This window comes from Salinibacillus aidingensis (assembly GCF_039522525.1).
GTDB lineage: Bacteria > Bacillota > Bacilli > Bacillales > Alkalibacillaceae > Salinibacillus > Salinibacillus aidingensis.
On the sequence record NZ_BAAADO010000002.1, the window covers coordinates 414,859 to 440,738 of the forward strand.

At 45.4% G+C, this 25,880-nt stretch carries 20 protein-coding genes; 5 read left to right on the forward strand and 15 right to left on the reverse strand.

The features are described 5' to 3' along the window. Window positions 1-58: 58 nt before the first annotated feature. The 9 genes from rpoE to ABD006_RS05685 form a co-directional block, all read right to left on the reverse strand. On the reverse strand, window positions 59-568 hold the full coding sequence (gene rpoE, locus ABD006_RS05645; protein ID WP_343838619.1) for a DNA-directed RNA polymerase subunit delta: 510 nt from the start codon (window positions 566-568) through the stop codon (window positions 59-61). Window positions 569-1,090: 522 nt separating this feature from the next. Then, window positions 1,091-4,336, reverse strand: a complete 3,246-nt coding sequence (icmF, locus tag ABD006_RS05650; RefSeq protein WP_343838620.1) for a fused isobutyryl-CoA mutase/GTPase IcmF — start codon at window positions 4,334-4,336, stop codon at window positions 1,091-1,093. Between the two features lie 23 nt (window positions 4,337-4,359). After that, complete coding sequence (locus ABD006_RS05655; protein WP_343838621.1) at window positions 4,360-4,983, reverse strand: TetR/AcrR family transcriptional regulator; 624 nt, start codon at window positions 4,981-4,983, stop codon at window positions 4,360-4,362. A gap of 5 nt (window positions 4,984-4,988) precedes the next feature. Beyond that, window positions 4,989-5,927, reverse strand: coding sequence for a methylmalonyl Co-A mutase-associated GTPase MeaB (meaB, locus tag ABD006_RS05660; RefSeq protein ID WP_343838622.1), 939 nt, complete (start codon window positions 5,925-5,927; stop codon window positions 4,989-4,991). Between the two features lie 13 nt (window positions 5,928-5,940). Continuing rightward, window positions 5,941-7,083 (reverse strand): acyl-CoA dehydrogenase, encoded by a 1,143-nt coding sequence (locus ABD006_RS05665; protein ID WP_343838623.1) that lies wholly within the window; start codon window positions 7,081-7,083, stop codon window positions 5,941-5,943. A 242-nt stretch (window positions 7,084-7,325) separates the two neighbouring features. Next, on the reverse strand, window positions 7,326-8,468 hold the full coding sequence (locus ABD006_RS05670) for an acyl-CoA dehydrogenase (RefSeq protein WP_343839024.1): 1,143 nt from the start codon (window positions 8,466-8,468) through the stop codon (window positions 7,326-7,328). Window positions 8,469-8,481: 13 nt separating this feature from the next. Beyond that, window positions 8,482-9,336 carry a 3-hydroxybutyryl-CoA dehydrogenase gene (locus ABD006_RS05675; RefSeq protein ID WP_343838624.1) on the reverse strand — a complete coding sequence of 285 codons (855 nt, stop codon included), beginning with the start codon at window positions 9,334-9,336 and terminating at the stop codon, window positions 8,482-8,484. Window positions 9,337-9,450: 114 nt separating this feature from the next. Further along, entirely contained in the window at window positions 9,451-10,638 is a 1,188-nt protein-coding gene (locus ABD006_RS05680) for an acetyl-CoA C-acetyltransferase (RefSeq protein WP_343838625.1), read from the reverse strand. Between the two features lie 193 nt (window positions 10,639-10,831). Next, on the reverse strand, window positions 10,832-12,973 hold the full coding sequence (locus tag ABD006_RS05685; RefSeq protein ID WP_343838626.1) for a (Fe-S)-binding protein: 2,142 nt from the start codon (window positions 12,971-12,973) through the stop codon (window positions 10,832-10,834). 186 nt (window positions 12,974-13,159) lie between these two features. Between ABD006_RS05685 and ABD006_RS05690 the strand changes: the two genes are divergently transcribed. Together ABD006_RS05690 and cls are read left to right on the forward strand one after the other, a co-directional pair. Next, complete coding sequence (locus ABD006_RS05690) at window positions 13,160-13,333, forward strand: hypothetical protein (protein ID WP_343839045.1); 174 nt, start codon at window positions 13,160-13,162, stop codon at window positions 13,331-13,333. Beyond that, window positions 13,284-14,360 (forward strand): cardiolipin synthase, encoded by a 1,077-nt coding sequence (gene cls, locus ABD006_RS05695; RefSeq protein WP_343839025.1) that lies wholly within the window; start codon window positions 13,284-13,286, stop codon window positions 14,358-14,360. Before ABD006_RS05690 ends, cls begins: the two co-directional genes overlap by 50 nt. Window positions 14,361-14,765: 405 nt before the next feature. Here the strand turns inward: cls and argS are convergent, their stop codons facing one another. Both argS and ABD006_RS05705 read right to left on the reverse strand, forming a co-directional pair. Beyond that, window positions 14,766-16,439 (reverse strand): arginine--tRNA ligase, encoded by a 1,674-nt coding sequence (gene argS, locus ABD006_RS05700; protein WP_343838627.1) that lies wholly within the window; start codon window positions 16,437-16,439, stop codon window positions 14,766-14,768. Between the two features lie 5 nt (window positions 16,440-16,444). Further along, window positions 16,445-16,861: a YwiB family protein gene (locus ABD006_RS05705; RefSeq protein ID WP_343838628.1), complete on the reverse strand. Its 417-nt coding sequence runs from the start codon at window positions 16,859-16,861 to the stop codon at window positions 16,445-16,447. 426 nt (window positions 16,862-17,287) lie between these two features. Between ABD006_RS05705 and ABD006_RS05710 the strand changes: the two genes are divergently transcribed. Beyond that, window positions 17,288-19,342 (forward strand): transglycosylase domain-containing protein, encoded by a 2,055-nt coding sequence (locus tag ABD006_RS05710; protein WP_343838629.1) that lies wholly within the window; start codon window positions 17,288-17,290, stop codon window positions 19,340-19,342. Between the two features lie 213 nt (window positions 19,343-19,555). Here ABD006_RS05710 and ABD006_RS05715 read toward each other — a convergent pair whose 3' ends face one another. From ABD006_RS05715 to ABD006_RS05730, 4 genes are all read right to left on the reverse strand, one after another. Further along, a complete protein-coding gene (locus ABD006_RS05715) occupies window positions 19,556-20,086 on the reverse strand; it encodes a YwhD family protein (protein ID WP_425542195.1) in 531 nt (176 codons plus the stop codon). Between the two features lie 163 nt (window positions 20,087-20,249). Further along, window positions 20,250-22,304 (reverse strand): ABC transporter permease subunit, encoded by a 2,055-nt coding sequence (locus ABD006_RS05720; protein ID WP_343838631.1) that lies wholly within the window; start codon window positions 22,302-22,304, stop codon window positions 20,250-20,252. A 310-nt stretch (window positions 22,305-22,614) separates the two neighbouring features. Further along, window positions 22,615-23,115 carry a YwgA family protein gene (locus ABD006_RS05725; RefSeq protein ID WP_343839027.1) on the reverse strand — a complete coding sequence of 167 codons (501 nt, stop codon included), beginning with the start codon at window positions 23,113-23,115 and terminating at the stop codon, window positions 22,615-22,617. A gap of 12 nt (window positions 23,116-23,127) precedes the next feature. Beyond that, complete coding sequence (locus ABD006_RS05730; RefSeq protein ID WP_343838632.1) at window positions 23,128-24,423, reverse strand: HD domain-containing protein; 1,296 nt, start codon at window positions 24,421-24,423, stop codon at window positions 23,128-23,130. Window positions 24,424-24,911: 488 nt separating this feature from the next. On the opposite strand from ABD006_RS05730, the gene ABD006_RS05735 reads away from it, so the two are divergent. Further along, on the forward strand, window positions 24,912-25,739 hold the full coding sequence (locus ABD006_RS05735) for a lipoate--protein ligase family protein (RefSeq protein ID WP_343838633.1): 828 nt from the start codon (window positions 24,912-24,914) through the stop codon (window positions 25,737-25,739). Then, window positions 25,736-25,876: a hypothetical protein gene (locus ABD006_RS05740; protein ID WP_343838635.1), complete on the forward strand. Its 141-nt coding sequence runs from the start codon at window positions 25,736-25,738 to the stop codon at window positions 25,874-25,876. The genes ABD006_RS05735 and ABD006_RS05740 overlap by 4 nt, the downstream gene beginning before the upstream one ends. The last annotated feature ends 4 nt before the right edge of the window (window positions 25,877-25,880 follow it).

Sequence of the window (25,880 nt, forward strand, 5' to 3'; positions counted from 1 at the left end):
GTTCTAAAGAGCCCAAATAAAATTCTATCCATTTCTTTCAGGAAAGTCAATACTGTTTTTAATCTTCATCTTTATTATCACTGGAGGAGGTGTCTTCACCTTTTTCATCATCAAAGCCCTCATCCAGGTCTTCATCTAAATCTTCATCCAGATCCAGATCCTCATCAAGATCGGCTAAATCATCTTCTATGTTATCTTCCGGGTCATCCTCAGGGGGCGCTTCAGGCAATTCTTCTTTTGGTTCTTCTTTTTTCTTCTTCTTTTTCTTTTTCTTCTTTTTGCCACCTGTATGATGAACATCATCATCAATCTGATCAACTGGGTACCAGCGCTTGGCTCCCCACATATTAGAGCCCACTGTCAGGAATCGTCCATCTATGTTTAATTCAGCATAAAACTGGGAGATATTTTCTTCTTTTTGCTCAGTGGTAAACCCTTTTGCTTCAGCTACCAGGTTATATAGTTCATTGAATTCCATTGCCCGTTTTTCTTCAGCTAATATTTCAATGGCTACATTTAACATTGACATTTCTTCTAATTCTTCTTGAGTGTATGTTTCCAAGCCCATGACCAGCACTCCCTTTTCTATCATTTGCTAACCTAACAACGCTTCACACTTCATGTTTTCCGGTTTTAACCATAGTATACATTATATACAAAAAAATAGCATTTATGCTACTAACTTTCAAGTGATGAGGCGAGATTAAGGTTTGAAAATGGTAGTGTTATATTTTTCATCCTGCAATATAGAGGATAAACGATGAACTCCTGGAGGCGATGATGGCGGGAGAATAAAGGCAACAGGAATCCGCCATCATCGCCTCCATCGGTTCATGCCATCAATGATTATGAATGGATGTAATATCTCTACGTTTTATAGTTTGTTATGATGTCTTCCATTTTATATTCTGCCATTCCAGAATTTCTTTGTCTAGCTGCGGGGCCCAGTCGCCTCCGCTTTTCTGCCTGTCCAGCTGCGGCTCCTAGGCCCAAGCAGTCATAAGCATAACCCCCTACGTGGCCAAAACCACGCCACTCCGGGGGTTATGCTTATGCTGTCGGGCCTGAACAGTCGCCTCCGCTTTTCTGCCTACATATTCCTTCTATATTGGCCTCCTACTTGGTAGAGGGCGTTGGTGATTTGGCCCAGGCTGGCGTGTTTTACGGTTTCCATAAGTTCGGCGAAAATGTTTCCGTTTTCTGCTGCTGTTTTTTTCAGTCGATCAAGTGCTTCTTCTGTTTTGTCTTTGTGCTGGTTCTGGAACTGGCGGAGATGTTTAATTTGCTGATCTTTTTCTTCCTTAGACGCACGGGCAAGCTCCATGGAGTTAATATCGTCTTCGGATACAGGGTTTGGATTCAGATAGGTATTGACACCTACAATTGGCAGCTCTCCTGAATGCTTCTGACCCTCGTAATAAAGGGATTCCTCCTGGATTTTTCCACGCTGATACTGACGCTCCATCGCTCCCAGTACTCCGCCTCGGTCATTGATTCGTTCAAATTCCTGAAGAACCACTTCCTCCACCATGTCCGTGAGCTGCTCAATAATGAAGGAGCCCTGGATGGAGTTTTCATTTTTCGTTAAACCAAACTCTTTATTAATAATCATTTGAATGGCCATTGCACGGCGCACAGAATCCTCTGTCGGTGTCGTAATGGCCTCATCATAGGCGTTCGTATGCAGGGAGTTCGTATTATCCTGAATAGCAATTAACGCCTGCAGGGTTGTGCGAATATCATTAAAATCGATTTCCTGAGCATGGAGAGAGCGCCCGGAAGTCTGAATATGATATTTCAGTTTTTGACTTCGCTCATTGGCTCCATACTTTTCCTTCATCACAATGGACCAGATTCTTCTTGCCACCCGGCCAATCACGGAATATTCCGGATCAAGCCCGTTGGAAAAGAAGAACGATAGATTTGGCGCAAAGTCATTGATATCCATCCCCCGGCTCAAATAGTACTCCACGTAGGTGAAGCCATTGGCAAGCGTAAAGGCCAGCTGTGTAATTGGGTTTGCGCCTGCTTCGGCAATGTGATAGCCGGAAATGGACACAGAATAATAGTTTCGCACGTCTTTATCAATAAAATACTGCTGAATATCCCCCATCATACGAAGGGCAAATTCCGTAGAAAAGATACACGTATTCTGTCCCTGGTCTTCCTTTAAAATGTCAGCCTGAACCGTACCTCTTACGACCGATAAGGTTTTCGCTTTAATGTTTTCATATTCGGATGCATCCGGCTCCCGGCCCTGCTCTTCCTTAAACTTTTTCACCTGCTGGTCAATTGCCGTATTAAAGAACATCGCTAATATAATAGGGGCCGGGCCGTTAATCGTCATTGAAACTGAGGTGGTCGGATCACATAAATCAAAGCCATCATACAGCTTCTTCATGTCCTCCAGTGTACAGACATTAACCCCGCTTTCACCAACCTTTCCGTAAATATCCGGACGTTCATCAGGGTCCTCACCATATAACGTCACGGAATCAAACGCCGTACTTAACCGTTTGGCAGGTTCATCTTTGGATAAATAATGAAAGCGGCGGTTCGTCCGTTCCGGAGTTCCTTCCCCTGCAAACTGACGGGTTGGGTCCTCTCCCTTTCGCTTAAACGGGAATACTCCTGCCGTAAATGGAAAGGCTCCGGGTACGTTCTCCTTCAGCATCCAGAGCAGACGATCCCCCCAGTCGTTATAGGCAGGAAGGGCCACTTTAGGAACCTTTAATCCCGACAGACTCTCCGTTTTCAGATCCATCGTAATTTCTTTGTTGCGTACTTTATACGTTATTTGATCCTGATTATACTGCTCTTTCAGTTCATCCCAGTTTTCCAGCATTTCCGTATTTTCATGATCAAGCTGTTTTTCGTACTCTTCAATGGTCTGATGGAGCTCTTTTACGACCGAGCCCTCTTTGATATCCTCGGCAGCTCCTTTTAGCTGATAGAGCTTTCGTGCGGCCTCTGCCTGCTGTTCCGCCTTTTTATGATAGCCCCTGACCGTTTGGGCTATATCCCGTAAATATTGCTTCCGCTCATTCGGAATAATGAGGTTCTGCTTTTCCACATACTTTGTTTTTTCCAGTGAAGTTGTCACATCCCATTGGTAGTCTTCGTTCAGTTTATCAATTAATGCACGAAAGAGGGTATTGGTCCCCTGATCATTGAACTGACTGGCAATGGTCCCGTACACTGGCATGGTTTCCGGACTTTGGTCGAATAGCATATGACTGCGCTGATACTGTTTGCGAACCTGACGCAGGGCATCCTCTGATCCCTTCTGCTCAAACTTGTTAATGACGATAAAGTCGGCAAAATCAATCATATCAATTTTTTCAAGCTGGGAAGGAGCACCAAATTCACTGGTCATCACGTACATAGATAGGTTGGTTACATCGGTAACGGCCGCATCTCCCTGGCCGATGCCACTTGTTTCTACAATAATAAAGTCATATCCGGCGGCTTTGACCACTTCAATCGCGTCGTGTATCGAATGGGACAGCTCTGTTCGGGACCCCCGGGTTGCAAGCGAGCGCATGTAAATACGGTCATTGAAGATGGCATTCATCCGAATCCGGTCCCCAAGCAATGCTCCACCTGTTTTCTTTTTTGTTGGATCAATGGATAAAATGGCCAGCTTTTTTTCCGGAATTTCATTTAAAAACCGACGAATCAGTTCATCTGTTAATGAGCTTTTGCCTGCTCCGCCTGTACCTGTTATTCCCATTACAGGAACCGTATCGAGGTTATCCCTGGTCGCCTGCTCTAAAAGGGCGGCTGTTTCTTCCTTGTGATTCGTCTGATTTTCAACATAGGTAATCATTTTCGCGACGACCTTGGGCTCTCCAGCTTTAAGACCATCAATATCCACTTCAGGCTGTGTACTCTGGACGGCCTGATCACATTCTTCCAACATGGTGTTAATCATTCCCTGCAGTCCAAGCTCCCGGCCGTTTTCCGGTGAAAAGATGCCCGCTACACCATACTCATGAAGCTCTTCTATTTCCCGCGGGATGATCACACCACCGCCACCTCCATAAACACGAATGTGGCCGGCTCCTTTTTCCCTCAACAAATCCACCATATATTTAAAATACTCCACATGTCCGCCCTGATAGGAGGAAATCGCAATTCCGTTTGCATCCTCCTGAACAGCTGCATTGACGACTTCTTCCACAGAACGGTTGTGGCCAAGATGAACGACTTCCGCTCCACTTGCCTGTAAAATCCGGCGCATAATATTAATCGATGCATCGTGACCATCGAACAAGCTGGAAGCGGTTACAAAACGTATTGGATTTTTCGGCTTATAAACCTCTGTTTTCCCCATCTGTTGTCTCCTCCCTTGCTTTTTTACGATGAACGTTCCGGTAAGTTCAGTGATTGAAACAGAAGGTCAATCTGCTTATCCGTATATTCTTCAATGGTAAACTCCTTCTGCATGAGCCACCGGCGGAATCCCCACATCTGTCCGTGAACAAAAATATTGTTCGCCACAAGCTTCAGGTCCTTTTCCGCTATGGAATAGGGCAGGCTGTTCCCGATTACAACCTCAAGCATATGCACCATGTCCCGTTCCTTCTGCAGCACATACTCCTGAGCGTCTCTGGATAAGGCTTTTACCTCCTGATACATCACCAGCACCTCATCCTGCATCTCATCCATCAGCCTGAAATAAGAGCGTACCGCATCACTTAAGCAGTCCACACTTTTCTTTTCCATATCGAGCACCTGCCCCATCCGTTCTTTTACCCGTTCATAAATATAATCACAGACCAGGAAAAGGACGTCCTCTTTTTTCCGAATATATTCATAGAGGGTTCCGATACTAAAGCCCGAAGCTTCAGCAATTTCTCTCGTTGTTGTACGGTGAAACCCCTTTGCTTTAAACAGGGTCACAGCCCCCTTCACCATCTGATTCCGGCGTTTTTCAATTAAAAACTGGTCTTTAATCGAGGTGGGCACATTTTTTACCATCCTATTCACCCCCTGTACGTTCGTTTCCATTCTGAGAGCCACTGTTCGGCTATTTGATAGGGATCCTCCATTTGCTGAAGCTCCTGCCGTTTGGCCTCATCTGCTTCAATAAATTCGGCAACGTCCTTCCACAATTCCTCACGTATCAGCTCATAGACCTCAAAGCTGAGCTGCTCCTGTCTCTTTTGTTTTCCTTCTTCGGTTTCTGTTAAATACGTTTCATGGGCCCGGCACTTTTCCCAAAGCTTTTCGATGCCTTTATTTTCCGTTGAAATCGTCTCAACGATCGGCGCCTTCCAGCCATCAGGATCCATGATGTGCAGAAAATCCTTTAGTTGACCCCGGAGTTTTCCCACTCCATCCAGGTCTGCTTTGTTAATGATAAATAAATCGGCAATTTCCATAATGCCTGCTTTAAAAATCTGCAGGACATCGCCACTGTTCGGTGTAAGAACCACAGCGGTTGTATCCACAACCTTCATAATATCAAGCTCAGATTGGCCCACGCCTACTGTTTCAACAATGACATAATCAAAACCGTATGCGTCACACACACGTATGGCATCCTTCGTTGAGCGGGCAAGCCCACCGAGACTCCCTCTTGTTGCCATACTGCGAATAAATACACCCGGGTCGGTAAAATGGTGATGCATGCGCACACGATCACCGAGCAATGCCCCACCGCTGAACGGACTCGTCGGATCAACGGCAATGACCGCAACCGTCAAGTCCTGTTCCCTTATATGAGTAACCAGTCGATCGACTAACGAGCTTTTACCTGCACCAGGAGAGCCGGTAATCCCGATGTAATAGGACTGTTTTTTGAGGGAAGCAATATCACTCAGAAGAGACAGCTTCTCCTGGTCATCATTTTCCACCATGGAAATCGCTCTCGCTAACGCCCGCTGATCCTGTTTCTGTATCCGTTCAGCCAGTGAATGCATCGAATCTTCCTTTCTATTCTTTCGTAACCATCCTGCCTATGACAAGACGCTGAATTTCATTGGTTCCTTCATAGATTTGCGTAATTTTCGCATCCCGCATATAGCGTTCCACCGGGTAATCCTTTGTAAATCCGTAACCGCCAAAGACTTGAACAGCCTCAACGGTGGATTTCATCGCTGTGTCTCCGGCAAACAGCTTAGCCATGGCAGACGCCTTCGCATAAGGGAGTCCTTCTGATTCAAGGTACGCAGCCTGGTAGGTCAGAAGTCTTGAAGCCTCCACCTCTGTTGCCATGTCTGCCAGTTTAAAAGAAATCCCCTGATTCTTAGCGATTGGCTTGCCAAATTGCTCTCTTTCCTTGGCATAGTCCGTAGCGGCATCCAGTGCGCCCTGGGCAATTCCTACTGCCTGAGCGGCAATCCCGTTTCGGCCGCCATCAAGGGTCATCATGGCAATCTTAAAACCCTCTCCCTCTTCTCCAAGCAGGTTTTCCTTTGGCACTTTACAATTTTCAAAGATTAATTCTGTTGTAGGAGACGAACGAATTCCCAGCTTCTTTTCCTTCTTTCCAAATGAAAAGCCTGGTGTACCTTTTTCGACAATAAAGGCGCTTACTCCTTTGTGACGTGCATCCGGATCTGTTTTGGCAAACACGACGTAAATGTCTGCAACCCCGCCATTGGTGATCCATACCTTATTTCCGTTTAAAACATAGTGATCCCCTTCATCTGTAGCAGTGGTACGCATGGATGCAACGTCTGAACCTGCGCCCGGCTCGGATAATGCGTAGGCACCCAGCTTTTTCCCGGAGGCAAGCTGCTGCAGATAATGCTTTTTCTGCTCTTCATTTCCATACTTATAGATCGGCCAGCTTGCCAGTGAAATATGAGCGGACAGGGTCACACCCGTGGAGGCACAGACTCTGGAAAGCTCCTCAATTGCAATCACGTAGCTTACAAAGTCGGCTCCAATTCCTCCGTATTCTTCCGGCCAGGGAATTCCGGTTAACCCCAGTTCTGCCATCTTATCAAAAATTTCACGGTCAAAGCGTTCTTCTTCATCCCGCTCGGCTGCAGTTGGCTCTACATCGTTTTTTGCGAAATCCCGGACCATTTTTCGGAGCATTTCCTGTTCTTCGGTTAATTGAAAGTTCATGCGATTTCCTCCCCTTGTTAATCTTAATTTTGATGCTAATCCCGCCGCAGTTGAAATACACTTCGCTTTCCGCGGGTGAGCGGTGAGCCTCCTCGCTACGCTGCGGGGTCTCACCTGCCTCACTATTCCCGCAGGAGTCTACGTGTATTTCAACTACTTGTATAGTTTGTCATCATCTATAATTAGTTTGAAAAAATACATTTAAGCAACAAACTTGTTTAACGACAATCAATTTACTTATGTCAAATTCCCAGTAAATGTTTGCTTATGACTTTATGCTGGATTTCATTGGTTCCTTCGTAGATTTCTGTGACTTTGGCATCCCGGAATAGGCGTTCTGCCGGGTAATCCTTTGTGTATCCATAGCCGCCAAAGATCTGGACGGCTTCTATGGCTGCCTGTCTGGCGGTTTTGGAGGCATACATTTTTGCCATGGAGGCTTCCTTTCCACAGGGTAAGCCTTTAGATTGGAGGCTTGCGGCGTAATAGGTTAGTTGTCTGGCCGCTTCTGCCTGAGTCGCCATGTCAGCCAGTTTAAAAGAGACGCCCTGATGCCTGGCAATGGGTTTGCCGAACTGATGTCTTTCCTTTGCATAGTCTGTGGCGTGTTTTACGGCTGCCTCTGTAATGCCAAGTGCCTGAGCTGCAATACCGATCCGCCCACGGTCCAGATTTGCCATGGCGATTTTAAAGCCTTCTCCTTCTTCCCCCAGACGGTTTTCCTCGGGAACCTCACACTGATCAAAGGTAAGGGTGACTGTGTTTGAGCCGTGCAGCCCCATTTTCCTTTCCTTTTTCCCAACAATCAGTCCCTTCGCATCCTTTTCCACAATAAAGGCTGTGACTCCCTTTGCGCCTTTTTCCGGACTTGTGCGGGCAAACACCACATAAGTATCAGCTTCCCCTCCATTGGTGATAAACACCTTGGAGCCCGTAATAAAATAGTTATCTCCTTTTTTCTCAGCCTTTGTCTTTAACCGGGCAGCATCTGAACCGGCCCCGGGTTCTGTCAAAGCAAAGGCTCCTAAAAATTCACCGGATGCAAGCTTTGGAACGTACCTTTGCTTCTGCTCTTCGGTTCCGAAGTAGAGAATCGGATTGGTTCCCACTGATGTATGAACGGATAAAATCACTCCCAGAGCCGCATTTTCCCTGGCCAGTTCATGAATCGCAATAATGTAGGAGGTGAAGTCAAAACCAGAGCCTCCATACTTTTCGGGTATGGGAATCCCCATCAGCCCCAGCTCTCCCATTTTCTGTACAAGCACCCGGGGGAACCGGTCCTCCTCTTCCATACGCTTAACAGCTGTTGCTACCTCCCGCTGAGCAAAGTCACGAACCATTTTCTGCATCATTTCCTGTTCTTCTGTTAATTGTAAATTCATGTCGTCACCACCGTTAATTGTCATACACGTAAAAGCCCCGGCCGGTTTTTCTGCCTAACCAGCCCGCTTTTACATATTTTCTCAGCAGCGGACATGGACGATATTTGCTGTCTCCAAAGCCCTCATAAAGGACCTCCATTATATACAGACATGTATCGAGGCCGATAAAATCCGCCAGAGTGAGCGGTCCCATCGGATGATTCATCCCCAGCTTCATCACTTCATCTACCGATTCAGGTGTGGCTACCCCCTCATAGACGGTAAAAATCGCTTCATTAATCATCGGCATCAAAACCCGATTGGAAACAAACCCTGGATAGTCATTCACTTCCACAGGGGTTTTGCTAAGGGCTTTTGTGGTTTGATCAATCGTTTGATAGGTTTCATCCGACGTTGCCAGTCCGCGGATCACCTCGACCAGTGGCATAACTGGTACAGGGTTCATAAAGTGCATGCCAATCACCTGCTCCGGGCGATTCGTAGCCGCGGCAATTTCTGTAATCGGCAGGGATGAAGTGTTGGAAGCTAAAATGGTATGCTCCGGTGTGACTTCATCCAGTTCACGGAACACCTTCGTTTTGACATCCATATTTTCCACGACCGCTTCCACAACGAGATCACAGTCGCCGGCATCTTTTAAAGAGGTTGTGGTGGTCAGCTGGTTAAGCACAGACGTCTTATCCTGCTCCGTGATCCGCTCCTTTTTTACGGAACGGGACAGATTTTTATCAATCGTCTCGATCCCTTTGTTCAAGGCATCCTCGGAAATATCATTCAGTTTCACCTGAAAATTGGATTGGGCAAAAACCTGGGCGATGCCTGCCCCCATTTGCCCCGCACCAATGACCATAATTTTATTGGGCTGCATAGAGTTTCCTCCTTTGAACTTGGTTAATAGATTTATATTTTATTTGCTGACTTAGCACCTAACTAACGCTTCCATTATCCTGACAGAGCCAGAACTGTTTAGCCTGCCTGAAAGCTAGGACTTCGGTACATCTACAAGCACGGCATCTCCCTGGCCGCCTCCGGAACAGATGGCTGCGATACCAAGTCCGCCGCCACGCCGCTTTAATTCATAGATTAAGGTTAATAGAATCCGGGCACCACTGGCTCCGATTGGGTGTCCAAGGGCGACAGCGCCACCATTGACGTTGACTTTTTCCGGATCCACATCGGCAATTTTTCCACTGGCAAGGGCGACGGCAGCAAAGGCCTCATTGATTTCGAACAGATCAATATCCTCCAGGGTTTTGCCTGATTTTTTCAGTAAGGAGTTAATGACTAATCCAGGTGTCTGCGGGAAATTTTCGGTTTCCACAGCGACCTCATCATGAGCCAGAATCGTTGCCATTGGGGTATATCCTTCCTGTTTCGCTCGTTCATCCGACATGAGCAGCATCGCACCTGCTCCATCGTTGACGCCCGGGGCATTTCCGGCTGTGATGGTTCCATCTTTATCGAAGGCTGGCTTCAGTTTGCTAAGTTTTTCTACGGAGGTGTCTTTTCTTGGAGCTTCATCGGTGTCCACAACGACAGGTTCACCCTCGCGCTGCGGAATTTCTACGGGGACAATTTCCTCTGCAAGCTTTCCTGCTTCTATCGCCTGGGTAGCTCGCTGGTGACTGCGGTAGGCCCATTCATCCTGGGCTTCACGAGTGAGCCCGTATTCCTGTGCGGTTTTATTGCCATACGTGCCCATGTGAACTCCGGCGAATGAGCAGGTTAATCCATCATGAACCATCATGTCGACAACCTTCTGATCCCCCATTCGCATGCCAAATCTCGCCTTTGGTAAAAAGTAAGGGGCCTGGCTCATGCTTTCCATACCACCGGCTACGATGACCTCTTCATCTCCTGCTCGAATGATCTGGTCTGCTAACGTTACACTGCGGAGACCTGAGGCGCACACTTTGTTAATGGTTTCCGTTTTAACATCCCAGGGAAGGCCTGCTTCTCTGGCTGCCTGACGTGAAGGAATCTGACCCTGTCCTCCCTGAAGTACGCTTCCCATAATGACCTCATCAACGTTTCCCGGCGAAAAGTCGGCTTTTTCAAGTGCAGCCTTAATCGCTGTTCCTCCCAGTTTTGAGGCTGTAAGTGAACTTAAAGCGCCACCTAATTTGCCAAAGGGTGTTCTTGACCCTGACACAATGACGGTTTTTCTCATTTATAAATCCTCCCCCTTAAGTCAATTTGTTAACGTTTTCATAATAGGTTGATTGAACGCTCGCTCAATCAGTATTCAAAAGGCAGGGCCATCCCTGCTTTCGCCTCTCTTTCAAGAGGCACATTCAGGTGATGACCACTGCTTTCACTCCCTGGTTGCATCCTTTACGAATCTTATGTTTTCTTTGCTTCCATTATGAAGCGGTTTTTTCCTCTTTTTCGTCTCCGAAAATGGACTTGGCTAACACTTCAGCTACATCCATTGTGCTTACGTCATCTTCCACTTCTTTTGCCTTCGTACCGTCGCTTAACATCGTCAGACAGAATGGACATGCACTTGCGATGGTATTTGGATCGGTTTCAAGCGCCTGTTCCGTGCGGGCGACATTGACGCGATTTCCGGTTTTCTCTTCTGTCCACATAAGTCCTCCACCGGCACCACAGCACATGGAATTCTCTCTGCTGCGTTCCATTTCCACAACCGTTACACCAGGGATGGCTTTAAGAACGTCACGTGGTTCTTCATAAACCTCATTGTAGCGTCCTAAGTAACAGGAGTCGTGGTAGGTAATACGCTCTTTTACCTCATGTTCAGGGGTTAAGCGTCCTTCTTCCACAAGCTTTGCCAAAAATTCGGTATGATGGTAAACCTCGGCCTCCAAACCGAAATCCGGATATTCATTTTTAAAGACGTTGTATGCGTGAGGGTCTGTCGTTACAATCTTTTTCACGCCATTTTTCTCGAAATCCTTAATGTTTTTCTCTGCAAGCTCCTGGAATAAAAATTCATTCCCCAGACGACGGGCTGTGTCTCCGGAGTTACGCTCTTTGTTACCAAGAATTGCGAATTTCACACCAGCCTTATTCATAAGACGGGCAAAATCCTGGACAATCTTTTGACTGCGGTTGTCGTAGGATCCCATAGCACCAACCCAGAAAAGGTATTCGAAGTCTTCATCTTCCTTCTTAAGCTCTTTTACAGTTGGCACATAAAGATTTTCATCCGCTTCACGCCAGTTCTGACGCTCCTTCTTGGATAGTCCCCAAGGGTTACCCTGACGCTCAATATTCATCATGGCACGCTGAGCATCCGGATCCATTTTTCCTTCTGTTAATACCAGATATCGACGAAGATCAATGATTTTATCCACATGCTCGTTCATCACCGGGCAGGCATCCTCACAGTTACGGCAGGTTGTGCAAGCCCAGAGTTCTTCTTCAGTGATGACATCGCCAATCAGGTTCGTTGATTCCATGGCTTCGATTGTTGCGGCAGCCTCATCCTGGCCGCTGTAGCCTTCTTTTGCCATTTTCGCCAGCTGATTTCCTTCTGTTCCAGCGAATGCATAGGATGGAACCCATGGTGATTTCCCCGTAACCACTGCACCTTTTTCTGTAAGATGGTCTCTTAATTTTACAATCAGGTCCATTGGTGAGAGCATTTTCCCAGTGCCGGCAGCTGGACAAACGTTTGTACAACGTCCGCATTCCACGCAGGCATAAAAATCAATCATCTGAAGCTGATCGAAATCTTCAATTTTTCCAACACCAAAGGAAACGTCTTCTTCGTCTTCTTCATCAATATTAAAGTCGATTTTGGACAGCTTCCCTGGTGGGTCATTACGACTCAGGAACACATTTGTCGGTGCTGCCAACAGATGTGCGTGCTTGGATTGCGGCACGTATACCAGGAATGACAGCAGTGCGATTAAATGGATCCACCAGGATACAAAGAACACAACCGCTGCTGCTGTTGGGCTCATCCAGGCAAATGCTGCGGCTATGCCTGATGCAACAGGTTCAGTCCATGTAAGCTCCTCGCCATGCCAGACAATCTCCATTCCATTTCCAAGTAATACGGACAGCATTAAAGTTCCAATAAAAATGAGTACGAGTCCTGCTTTAAAGCCTCTCTTCAGGCGGACAAGCTTTTCAATATAACGGCGATAAAACGCCCAGATAACGGCAATCAGAATCATTAACGTTACAAGCTCCTGGAAAAAGGTAAAGCCAGGATACAAAAATCCAAGCGGTAAATGAGACCCTGTTGCCAGTCCCTTCCAGATAAAATCAATGGCCCCAAACTGAACGAGAAGGAAGCCGTAAAACATCATAACGTGTATAGTCCCTGACTTTTTATCCTTCAGCAGCTTCTTCTGACCAAACACATTCACCATGACTTTGTTGATGCGTTCCTTCCAGGCCTTGTCAATTTCCACTTTCCTGCCCATCTTGATATAGGCAATTCGGGTGCGAACCACCTGAACAAATAACCCTAATGCGTAAACGGTTACAGCTAAAAATAAAATCCAATTGATGACTTCCAGTGTATTCATCCTCTGCCCCCCAGTCCTATTCTTACAGGTTGTAATTTTGGTTCCATATTTTTTGGAAACGAACTAATTTTCAGACTCTTATAGTACTACTTTAAATTATGAATGAACATTCAGTCAATACCCTGAGAAAATTTATTTTGGTTTAGCCTGTTTCTTTTGCGAGAATAATATAGTGGAGAAAGGAGAATGGACAACATTGATATTTATACTCGTAAGCTTTGTATTTATATTCCTTCTATTTTTTATCTGGCTGGACCTTTATTTGGGTCAAAAAAGTCATTACAAGCATTCACAGTCGCTTTCGTTTCCCCTGTCCAGCGCCCAGGTAAAGCTTTTCCAATCGGGACACTCTTTATATGATGATATGTTCCGCGCGATTAAGGATGCAAAAAAGGAGATTTATCTTCAGTTTTATATAGTGAAACGTGATGAAGTGGGTGAAAAGCTCCTGGCCCTGCTGGAGGATAAAGCACAGGAAGGGATTACCGTGAAACTCTTAGTTGATCGTCTCGGCGGCTACCAATTTGGACGGTCCACCCTTAATCGGCTGCGAAATGCAGGTGTTCACTTCGCTTTCAGTTCAAAACCGGGATTTCCTTATTTACTTTATAAATTGAACCGGCGAAATCACCGGAAAATTGTCGTCATTGATGGGAGTCTTGCCTACACTGGGGGATTCAACGTCGGTCGCGAGTATGTAAGCAAGGATACCAATTTTAATAATTGGCGGGATTATCATTTGAAATTATACGGGAAGGCCGCCCAGCATCTGCAAAAGGTTTTTCAGGCGGACTGGCAGGAAAATGCAGGTCCTTTGGAGGTCTATGAGTTCGAGTTAAAAGACGAGAATCAGGAAGTCAAAATCATGGCAACAGACGGACGTGACCTTGAAAGCACATTTTTTCAATTCCTGAATGCCGCCCGCGAGGAAGTGATGATCGGATCTCCTTATTTTATTCCGAGCAAAACGCTCCTTAGCGGGATCAAGGCTGCACTTAACAAGGGAGTATCCATTAAAATTCTCGTACCGATGAAGGCTGATCATCCACTTGTAAAAGAGGGTGGCATCTCCTATTTGTTTGACCTGAAAAAGGCCGGTGCAGAAGTGCGTTTGTTCGATCAGGGCTTTTATCACGGAAAATTATTTGTAGTGGATGACAAATTGTGTGAAATCGGGACCTCAAACTTTGACCGGCGCAGTCTGTTCCTGAATAAAGAAGTCAATGCGATTCTATATGACCGAAGCTTTATTGAGGAGGTTCGGAGCAAATATATGGAGGACTTTAAAGCAAGTGTGGAGCTCAGTAAAAATTGGTACAGGCAGCTCAGCTGGACGACAAGAAGAGTGAAGATTCCGCTCGCAAGGCTGATGCGGCGATGGCTGTGATGGCTGAGGTGCTGGCATGGGATTGAGCTAAAAAATGACCGATCATGCCACGCTCACGTGCACACCCACAACCAGGCCAGAGCTTAAACTCATATAAAAGAGGCTGGGACATAACTAATTCGCTTGGTAATAAACCGAATGATAGGATGCTTTAGCGGAGGAAATATACGTAGACTCCTGCGGAAGGAAGGCCTAGGTCAGACCCCGCAGTGCGATAGCGCGAGGAGGCTTACCAGCCGCCCGCGGCAAAGAAGACACTATGAAAACGACCTTTGGGAGTTTGAATAGATGTCGCACTTGTGCCCTTGGGTGAAAGCGAAGTATATTTCCGGAGCGGTGGTTCCTACACCTATTCGGATTTACCTTTAGCAAAAACACTTATGTCCCAGCCTCTTTTGTCATGTATTACATCTTCTCCGGTGCGTGCACACCGATCAGCTTCAAGGCATTAGCCAGGGTGATGCGTACGGCTTCAATCAAAGCAAGGCGGGCTTTGCTGAGCTCCATTTGATCGGAGTTGATGACTTTTTCTGCATTATAAAAGCTGTGCAGGTCGGATGCCAAATCATAGATGTACTGGGTTACCCGGTGTGGGGTACGTTTCACCGCTGAATCTCCAACAATCTGCGGGAATTCTCCCAACCGCTTCAGCAGGTCAATTTCTTTTTCCGATTGCAGCAGGCTTAAATCTGCTTCTGCATTTGGTTCGAGGCCTCTTTCTTCAGCCTGGCGCAGCATGCTGCAAATCCGGGCATGAGCATATTGAACGTAGTAAACCGGGTTTTCATTTGACTCGGATGTCGCCAGATCCATGTCGAAGTCCAGATGCGTGTCGTTCGAGCGCATAACGAAGAAATAACGTACGGCATCAAGACCTACTTCCTCGGCCAGCTCCACCATCGTAACTGCTTTTCCGGTACGCTTGCTCATTTTGACGATTTCGCCGTCCTGAATCAGGTTGACCATTTGAATTATGGAAACCTCAAGCTGTTCCGGATTATAGCCGAGCGCTTCAATAGCAGCTTTCATCCTTGGAATATACCCGTGGTGATCCGCGCCCCAGACATTGATGAGCGTATCAAAGCCGCGGTCGAATTTATTCTGGTGATAGGCAATGTCAGGTGTTAAATACGTATAATTGCCGTCCTTTTTCACCAGTACACGGTCCTTATCGTCGTTGAATTCCGTTGTCTTAAACCAGACCGCACCATCCTTTTCATACAAATAGTCATTTTCTTTAAGATAGTCCAAGGTCTGCTGTACTTTTCCTTCTTCATAAAGGGACGTTTCAGAGAACCAGTTATCAAACGGAACACGGTAATCCTCCAGGTCCTTTTTGATGCGATCCAGCAGGAAGTCGAGTCCGTACTGTCTGCAGAATTGAACACGGGCCTCCTCTGACTCCTGAACCCATTTTTCACCGTATTCCTTTGCCATTTTTTCGCCAAGCTCCACGATATCCTTGCCATGGTAGCCATCTTCCGGCATGTCAAAATCAGTATGACCGAGCGCCTGCATATAGCGTGCTTCCACGGATTTTGCCAAATTGTTCATCTGGTTGCCGGCATCATTAATATAATATTCCCTTTGGACATCATAGCCTGCTTTTTCCATAATGTTCGCCAGGGAATCTCCAAATACGGCTCCGCGGGCATGCCCTAAGTGAAGAGTTCCTGTTGGGTTGGCCGATACAAATTCAATCTGGACCTTTTCTCCCTCACCCGTATTTGTTTTTCCGTAGTCTTCCTGATCCTTCAGAATGGTTAGAATTAAGTCGGTTAAATAGGCTGTATCCAGGAAGAAGTTGATAAATCCGGGCCCGGCAATTTCAATATTTTTAATCGACGCTTTTGACTGGTCAAAATTCGCTACGATGTCCTCGGCAATTTGACGGGGGGCCTTTTTCGCGATACGTGCAAGCTGCATCGCCATGTTTGTGGCATAATCTCCGTGTGCCTTTTCTTTCGGTGTTTCAAGAACGACTTCCGGCAGCTGATCCTCTGTTGCAAGGCCGGCCTTCACAACTGCCTGAGCAATTTCTGCTTTTAGTTTCTGTTCGGTTTTTTCGACAATATTCATTTCCTTTACTCCCTTTCATATGTAAGCGTCAGTTTATGTCTTTGGGGTTCCTGCTGATTGAGGCTTAACGAATACGAGATCAAGAGCCTGCCCTCATCTCCGTTCCCGCTTCTGGAAAAATCAATCTGGTTCGTTTTCGTTTCCATATGCATCGTCCCATATGGATGATAATACGTGCTTTCGGTTGCACGGTTTTCCCTGAAGATCTGGTTCATTTTCACAGTGCCCTTACGTTTGATGGTCACTTTATCCGAGGTGATGGTCGTCATATTTTTGACACTGTTCCCATCCTCGTCCTTCTCATTAAAAATTAAAACCAGGGAATCTCCATTGTCATAGCATTTTCCTCTGCCCGTCACATCCATTTGCTCCCGGGCGTTATCATCGGTTATGTCCGTTTTTACTGTTACTTTAACACTCATGGGTTCTGTAGCCAAGATGAATCTCTCCGATCCGTGATGTAGGTCTATCCTATTATAAAGATTTCCGTTCAATTTCTCAAATCCCCCTCATCTGCATACCAGTTCATGCGTAAGAACAAAGGCGGAAGCACCCGTTTAGCGACGTACGGACTGGATTGAGCCGTAGGAGATAAAGGAAACACGACGAACCTTGTGAGTCGATGTTGACTTATCGGACGGAGGTGAAGGAAGTCTCGCTAGTCGCTGGGCGCTGGAGCCGGACGTGGCCTCTCCTGTCTTTATTATCCACAAAGCATTTATTTTATAATTTACTAGAACATAAAAAATTGTCGCACGGGCTGTCATTTTATCGTTTAAAAATATGGTGCTGTTTCCATACTGTTAATAGACTTGCATCTGTGTAACAAAACGAAAGGTGGAACTCGTATGGAACAACGGCGCCGGCGCACCAGAACCAGAAAACGTAAGCAATGGATTATTTATAGTGTTATCAGTGCATTTATGCTTTTTTTACTGGGAATCGGTAGTGTTTTTCTTTTCAGTTATCTTCAGGGGCCTCCCTCTCTGACCAGCCAGCAAAACACGGTCCTCTATTCTGCAGATGAGGAAGTGATTGGAGTCAAACACGGGAATCAAAGTCGTTATTGGGTACCTCTGGAAGAAGTGTCCCCTGATTTAAAACAGGCGTTTCTGACCACCGAGGATGACGAGTTTTATGACCATTTCGGATTTGATTTTACACGTATTTTCGCAGCTATTGGCAAAAACATTATCAATATGGACAAGGTTGAAGGAGCCAGCACCATTACCCAGCAATACGCGAGAAATCTGTTTTTAACCCATGAAAAATCCTGGAGTCGGAAAATAAAGGAAGCATTGTATGCACTCCGGCTTGAAATGTTCTATGACAAGGATAAAATTCTCGAAGGCTATTTAAATACGATTTATTTTGGGCACGGAAACTACGGTGTCGAGGCTGCCAGTCGTTTTTATTTTGATAAACACGCAAATGAGCTGACTGTAGCTGAAGCGGCGATGCTTGCAGGTATTCCTAAGGGGCCCTCTTATTATTCACCCATTCGTCATCCGGAAAATGCCAGGGAAAGGCAGGAAACGATTTTGCATCTGATGGCTAAAAAGGGAGACATCACTCAGAACGAACTCGATAAAGCCCTGCAGGAAAAACTCGCTTTTGCCGAGGAGGATGAACGGGAAGGAAAGCAAATTGCCCCTTATTTTCAGGACGCCGTTATGAATGAAGCCAGCCAATTGCTGAGTATATCCAGAAAGGAGCTTAAAACCGGCGGCTATAAAATTTATACAACCTTAAATAAGGACATGCAGAAAAGTCTAAAACAGACATCTGTGCAGGAAATTGATGAGGCCTCCAAAATCCAGGTGGGCGCTTTAAGTCTGGATCCAAAAACTGGCGGTATTCAGGCACTTGTAGGCGGCCGTGATTTTGAGGAAAGCCAGTATAACCGGGCATTACAGGCGAAACGGATGGCCGGCTCGACCTTTAAACCTTTTTTATATTATGGTGCCCTGGAAAAGGGGGCCACGCCGGGAACCCCGCTGGAAAGTGAGCCGACAAAGTTTAAATTGGCCAATGGAAAGGTCTATGCGCCAACCAACTATAATAATTATTATGCAAATGACGAAATTACTTTGGCACAGGCATTGGCCCTTTCCGATAATATTTATGCGGTCAAAACCCATATGTATTATAAACCGGAAACGTTAGTGGAGAATGCTCGGAAGTTTGGGATTCAAAGTGAGCTGCCCGCGGTTCCTGCCCTCGCGTTAGGTTCTGCCTCTGTATCGGTTCTGGAGATGGCCCGGGGGTATGGAATGCTGGCTAATGGGGGAAAAGCTGTGCATCCACATACCATTACCAAAATTACGGATTCATCCGGTACGGTTTTATATAAGCGAGACAAGCCGTCAGCTAAACAGGTCCTTGATCCCAATACATCCTTTGTGCTTACAGATTTAATGACCGGAATGTTTGACACGTCGCTCAATGACTACAGCCGTGTCACCGGTGCAGCCATTAAAGACCAACTCACCAGGGAGTATGCAGGGAAAACCGGCTCCACAGATAAAGACAGCTGGATGATCGGCTTCAGCCCTCAAGTAGTGACAGCCGTCTGGACCGGCTATGACAATAATAAAGACATTACGAAAGTCGAGGAATACCGGTATGCACGGAACATCTGGGCGGATCATATGGAAACCATTCACAAGGATCTGCCTGAGCGTGAATTTAAACCGCCTGAGGGAGTCACAGCCGTAGCCATGGATCCCCACACTGGAAAACTCGCACATTCAGGCTGCGACGACCGGCGTGTAACGTATTTTCTTGAAGGAACAGAGCCAAAAAACTATTGTACGGTCCACGTACCAAATCCGGAAGAGACCGATGAAAATAAACAAAGAAAGAAAGACGGCCGCTCGATTTGGGACTGGATTGGATTTTAGGGCGTTTGATTGCGGGATTGGATGAATTCCCTTGAATAGAACGCAAAAATAATTCCATAGAAAAAGGGGCGGCATAAACGCCGCCCCTTTTTCTTGTCCTAGTAAACATGTAAAACCCATGTGCCCTTATTTTACAAACTTCCAAACTCAAGCACAAGATATTCATAAAACGTTCACAATTCTTTCATAATTTCCCAATGTTGAATCCGGATTTTATTCACTGGTGCCATCAAAGGCATTCTTTAACTCATCCCTAGAGTTTTCCCACATTTCCGGATTAAATTCACGGAGAAATTTTTCTAAAATACCTTTAGATTTCTCATCCATATGATCGATAACAACCCGGCCTTTCAGGGATTTATCCATATGATTCACATGCTCCGGCAACAGCTTATAACCTCTGCGGATTTCTCTGTCCACCACCAGTTCACTGGCAGCCAGACCATAATAGTAGGCGCCGCTCTCACTGCGTTCAACCGTTGTCCAGGCAATCCAATAGAGTTTTCCATTTGGCACTTCATTGCGATCAGATAAAAATTTAATCCGTTTTTCCACTTTACTTCTCGCGTGCATAGCCCCCATATCAACAAAGGCTTCCTCTTCATTTGGGTCTACTATAATCGGTGACATATTTTCAAGACTAATCGCTCCACCCCCGCTATAGCCAGGGTGACCGTCAATGGGATCATCTTTCATAATCGTAAATTGCTGTGTTTTCTTTGGTTCCTTTTCGTTGGACACGATGTAAACCTCCTTTAATTAAAACTCAGGAAAAGTTTGTCTTTTATTCTAACATATCACAACTGTGCAAAACATGATAAAGAGAAACTTCCATCTGTGCGGGTTTTGCAGCCAGTTAATGCCTAATAAACGACTCTGATACAAGGATAGACAGTATGCCAGGATTTTAAGCAAAATGATCATGATTCCTCACCCGTGTAAAATCCTCAGGTTCTGGCTTAAGCTTCGTCGGCCGCACATCCTTTTTGAACTGCCTGTCTTTTTTCCGCTTCCACTTATAGATAACCCCCACTTTTGCCTGCTGGACCTCTTTGACTCCCTGAATGATGAATTGCATGGCAAAAATCGCGAGCATAAATGCAAGAAGAGGAAAAAGGACAATCCAGTAATGTCCGCTTGAAAGCGACATTTTTGCTGAGCCGAGTAAACCGGACCACTCATAAGTAATCGATCTTGGCGGGTCACCGACGAGACCAAAGCTTCTATTGGTTCCGCCGAAGAAAAAGTCAAAAACGCCGAGATGCATAAAAATGAGTAAAACCTGAATGAACTGCTGACCAAACAAAATGGTTAACCTTGGACCCAGATGAGGCAGAATGTGCTTTTTCAGGATATGAAGCTTACCTCCACCCAGCACTCTGGCACTGGTGATAAATTCCTGCTGCAGCACCCCTTTGATTTCCCGGCCGGACAAGACCGCTGTCAGGGGAACGACCAGAATCGTCAGGATCAGAATTTCGAACATGATCCGTTCTGTAAAGGAATATTGAAATCCCATTGCTGTCTCTATCAGTATCGGCCGAAGCAGGATGTAAGCAATGATACTTAGTGGGAGAAAATGTATGGAGTCGACGATTTTTTCCACCCACTTCTGTCCTCTTGGCTTTAAGCTGAATGCATAAAAGATTCCGGCAAAGAATCCAATCCCAACCCTTAACAGAGCAATGAGCAGCGCAAAGAATAACGTATATTTCGCTCCAATCACAAGCTGATCAAACATACTGAACCCCAATGAGTCCGTGCCAAGTAAATATGGCTCTGGAGGGGAATGAGGGGGTGCACTGATTAATTCACCATCTTCCCCATAAAAGAGCCTGGTCTGATCGATATGGTTATCCGTACCAGCAGAATAAATGACGCTATACGTGATGGCACCAATGAAAAACAGACTTCCAATAGCAAACTTCGGATTTTTCATATGGATAAAAAACAGCTTCAAAGGCGTCCAGACTGCATTCCACGGCTTACGGATCCGCAGAATGCTCCTGCCTGCTTCTCCTGCCAGATCCGCCAGCCATTTCACAGGCTGAAAACGCCCCCTTCCTGACCTTTTTCTGACAATCACCTGGCCATATACCCGCTCCTCATCCAGCCATAAATCAACCCCCTGGAAGAAAAGAAAAAACGGGGTGAATACGAGAATGAGAGAAACTGCAATAACCATCGGCTGCAGACTCTCTGTCATATAATACGTGATTCCGTTAATATTATAGATTCGCTCCACGATAAATAGACTGGACAGGGTTCCCCAGACGATGACCTTGGCATGACGGAATGTACTCGGGGTAATATTTTTCAGAATATGCTGAAGCACGATCACTTTTTGCTTCAGTCCCTTGCTTTTCGCAAAGGTGACATATTCCTTAAGGTACTCCTCTTCTATTAACAGCAGAATGATTTTAAACAGGGCGACCATAGGTATGATGGCCAGTGTAATCATAGGACCTGTAAATACCTTCTCATCCATATATGTAGCTACCCGAAACAGGCGTACATCGGTCGCCTGATAAACCCAGATCACCATCATTTGAAGGAGTATGGCAACGACAAGATCCGGTACCGATTCAAAAATATCAAGTATGCGTTTCAAAGGATTCAATAGAATTTTAGGCAGAAAATTTGCGGTAAATGCTAACAGAAACGCAAGAACAAATCCTAATAATAAAGCACCGACCAGCACCTGCATGGAGTAAACAAAGGGCTCCCATAACGTTTCCAATAATGGAAAGGGCTTTTGTGGGCGCCCATACATGTACACCCAGGAATCAGGGTTGAAAAAATCCACGATAAATGGCCACAGCGTCTGCACATATTCTCCTATATGAAATAGTCCGCCCGCATCAGGCTGCTGTGCCTCCATAAACCTCTTCGGCATGATACTGACACAGAGAATTCCAAAAATCCCTAATATGTAGTAAACAATCGGTTTTAAAAATTTCATGGCGACTCCTTTATTCAAATATCATTTTAGCTTCATCCGACCCGCAGTTAGCAGGCACAGCATGACCTCAAGTGCATTTATCAAGTATAAATAACCAGTATAAAGTGAAACTTCCATCAGTGGGAGTATTACGGCCGGTTAATGCGTGATAAAAGTACTGATTAAATTTTCACTGTCTATGGCAATATTACATAATGATCAGAATTATGTAAATATTAAATACAAATGCACAGGAATTCCCCGTTTTTGGCAGATAAACAAAAAACACCATCCATCCCGCCCGGATAAATGGTGCTTGCCAGTATCATACTTAGTGCTTCACATTCATTTCCGCAATGAATTCCCAAGCTCTCTCAAGCTCTTCCCGTGTATAATTCTGCTTCTTTTTTACTGTAAATACTTTATCCTCGATTTCTTCCTTGGGCCGATTGTCAAAATACAGCATGGTGGCAATCAACTCCAGAAATCTTGAGCTCATCCCCTTCATCTTTTCAATCCACTGATCCATATCCGGCATGTTGATGTTGTAATGAGTCAGGAATTTCTGCCCTTCTTCAGTAATGGAATAACGATATTGATAAAAACCTTTTTTCTTCTCTTTTTCTTCCTCTAAAAACCCTAGATTAATAAGCTCCTGAACGCGTAATGTCAACTCTTCTGAGTAGGGACCATAGAAGTGGAACTGATAGCGTTCGGAAAATGGATAATCACATTTTTTTAAAATATAAATCATCTTCTGCAGTTTTTTTCTTCCGATGAGTTCGTGACACTCCGAAAAAAACGAAACTAGTTTTGCATGATCCTGTAACACAAACGTCATCTCCTATCCTTCTAAAATCTCCAAAATCCGTCTCTTGATCGGACTATGATCTGATAATCCCTCAATAAAGTCTGAAGGGAAGTAAAGCTTATGATCTGTGCGTTTTTTCCCTGAAATCGCCTCGACAATATCCGAATGCCTGGAAAGCTCCTTTAACTCATCGTTTTGCATTAATAAATGAATCGGCAGACGCTCCTCATCCTCTCCCGGACGATAAAAGTCATAGGGTAAATCAGACGAGGAATCCACTTCCAGATAATAATCCGGGTCAATGCCCGCTTCGGTAAAGAGCTGATGCAGCTCCATAAATTGCTCAAACTGGTGGTTCGGATTGAATTCAATATACTTAAATAAATGACGATTGACGAAACGATTGCATAAATCACTCAGTATCGGATCATTCTCCTCTTTCCAGATCTGAAAGTAATAAAAAACAATCGATTCATCCAATTTTAAATAGTCCTCCAGCGTCGGGTTCCCTTTAAAAAAGGATAAAAAATGTGAAGGGGCCAGTTTAAAGTCATAGTTATTTTCATATAAATAACGGGCGCGATGTAAAATTTTGGTCAAAATAACCTCAGAGCTTCTCGTAACCGGATGGAAATAGACCTGCCAGTACATTTGATAGCGACTCATGATGTAATCCTCGACCGCATGCATACCGGTCGCTTTAATAACAACCTGATCATCCAGCGGGCGCATCACTCGTAATATTCGCTCCATATCAAAGTGCCCATAGCTCACCCCTGTAAAATAAGCATCACGCTGAAGGTAGTCCATTCGATCCGCATCAATCTGGCTGGAAATCAGACTGACCACAAGCTTGTTCGAATAGGTTTTTCCAATGACATCGGCTACATCCTGTGGAAAATCAGGATGGACACGCTTCAAAATGGTATTTACATTCGTATCGCCCAGGATAATCTCCCGGGTAAAATCCTCATGATCCAGATCAAATACTTTTTCAAAGGTGTGGGAAAACGGACCATGTCCCAGATCGTGCAAAAGTCCTGCTGTTAAACACAAGAGCCGCTCCTCTTCATTCCAGTCCGGGTGTTCCTTGAAGTTTTCCAAAATCCGCCTGACAATCTCGTACACCCCGAGGGAATGATTAAACCTGCTGTGCTCGGCACCATGAAAGGTATAAAAGGAGGTCCCTAATTGTTTAATCCGTCTTAACCGCTGAAACTCCGGAGTTCCGATTAAATCCCAGATCACCCGGTCCCGTACGTGCACATACCGGTGAACCGGATCCTTAAACACCTTCTCTTCGGTTAATTGTTCATTACGATATTCCATTTTTTCCAACCCTTCTTAAACCTGCCTATTTTGCGCAAAATATACATAAAGTGAGACTTCAATCAGTGGGCCACTGATTGTAAGCGTTACGTATCAGGCCTTTAACGAGCTGTTCAGCCCCACCTTCTTATACGAATGCTGAGCGACAGAATGACAGCCCGTCCATTCGTAAAAAAACCGACGTCTTTACTGAAATCAATACTCAGTAAATGACGTTTAACTCCTTCCATTATATAAAAACTGTCGTAAAAAAACACCACTTGACATTTAAATGGGTGAATTTTTCATGTCGAATTATCTTTACGGGAAAGCAGAGGCGAATGCTCAGGTCCTGTGAGATAGGAAGAAGACAGCGAGTGGCAGGAAGAGGACCAGGGGATTGCTTTGGTCTTTTTCTGCTCAGACGGGTCAGGCGCAATCACGGCAGCAGATGTGGTATAATAGTCAAGGCTAAACAAGTCTAATGTATTTAGTAAAGGAGAAGCCTCATGGAGAATCTTCATCCATTATTACACTTCGACAAAATTCGGTTTATTGATCAATCGATGAATATAGAAACTCCGGCGATGCAGTCCTTTGCCACAGACGATGCCCTTTGCCTTTCGATAAGTAATGGACTGTCCCCGCATGTGGCCCGACTGTGGGTTCATGATCAAACGATTGTATTAGGAATTCCGGACAGCCGTCTCCCCCATATAAATGAGGGAATTTCTTACTTGCAAAAGGCAGGCTACCGTGTAGTGGTCCGCAATTCAGGAGGCCTTGCAGTAGTGCTGGATCAGGGGGTCCTCAACCTGTCCTTTCTGTTTCCGGATGGTAAGCAGCTTGGCATTCATGATGGCTATAAAGCGATGGTATCCTTTATCCAATTTTTATTTGCTGATGAGGACGCTTCGTTTGACGTTTATGAAGTGGAAGGCTCCTATTGTCCCGGCGAGTATGACATGAGCGTGAACGGACAGAAGTTTGCCGGCATTTCCCAGCGACGGGTCAAAAATGGTACAGCTGTGCAAATTTATATGTGTATTGAGGGTTCCGGTTCTGAGCGGGCTGAGGTTGTAAGAAAATTTTATTCGGAAGCCCTTCAGGAGGAGGATGCAAGCTATGACTATCCTGTCATCAGACCGGAAACGATGGCATCTTTAAATGAGCTGTTGGGAACATCCATGACTGTATCGGACGTTCGGGATAAAATTTTATCTAAGTTAGAAGAAATCTCAACGTCGATAACGACCGATCCTCTTAACGGCCAGGAGCTTGAATGGTTTGAAAAGCGTTTGAAGCAGATGAGAGCAAGGAATGAAAAGGTTTTATGATGTTCGTTGAGGCGGACATCTTTTTTGATTACCTGGTTTTTGGTGATGTCGGGATTCAATCTGGGTTGGGATTTGATCGGATTTGGATCGGATTGGACTTTATCGGAATTGGATTAAATGAGCTTTATTTGGCTTAATTGT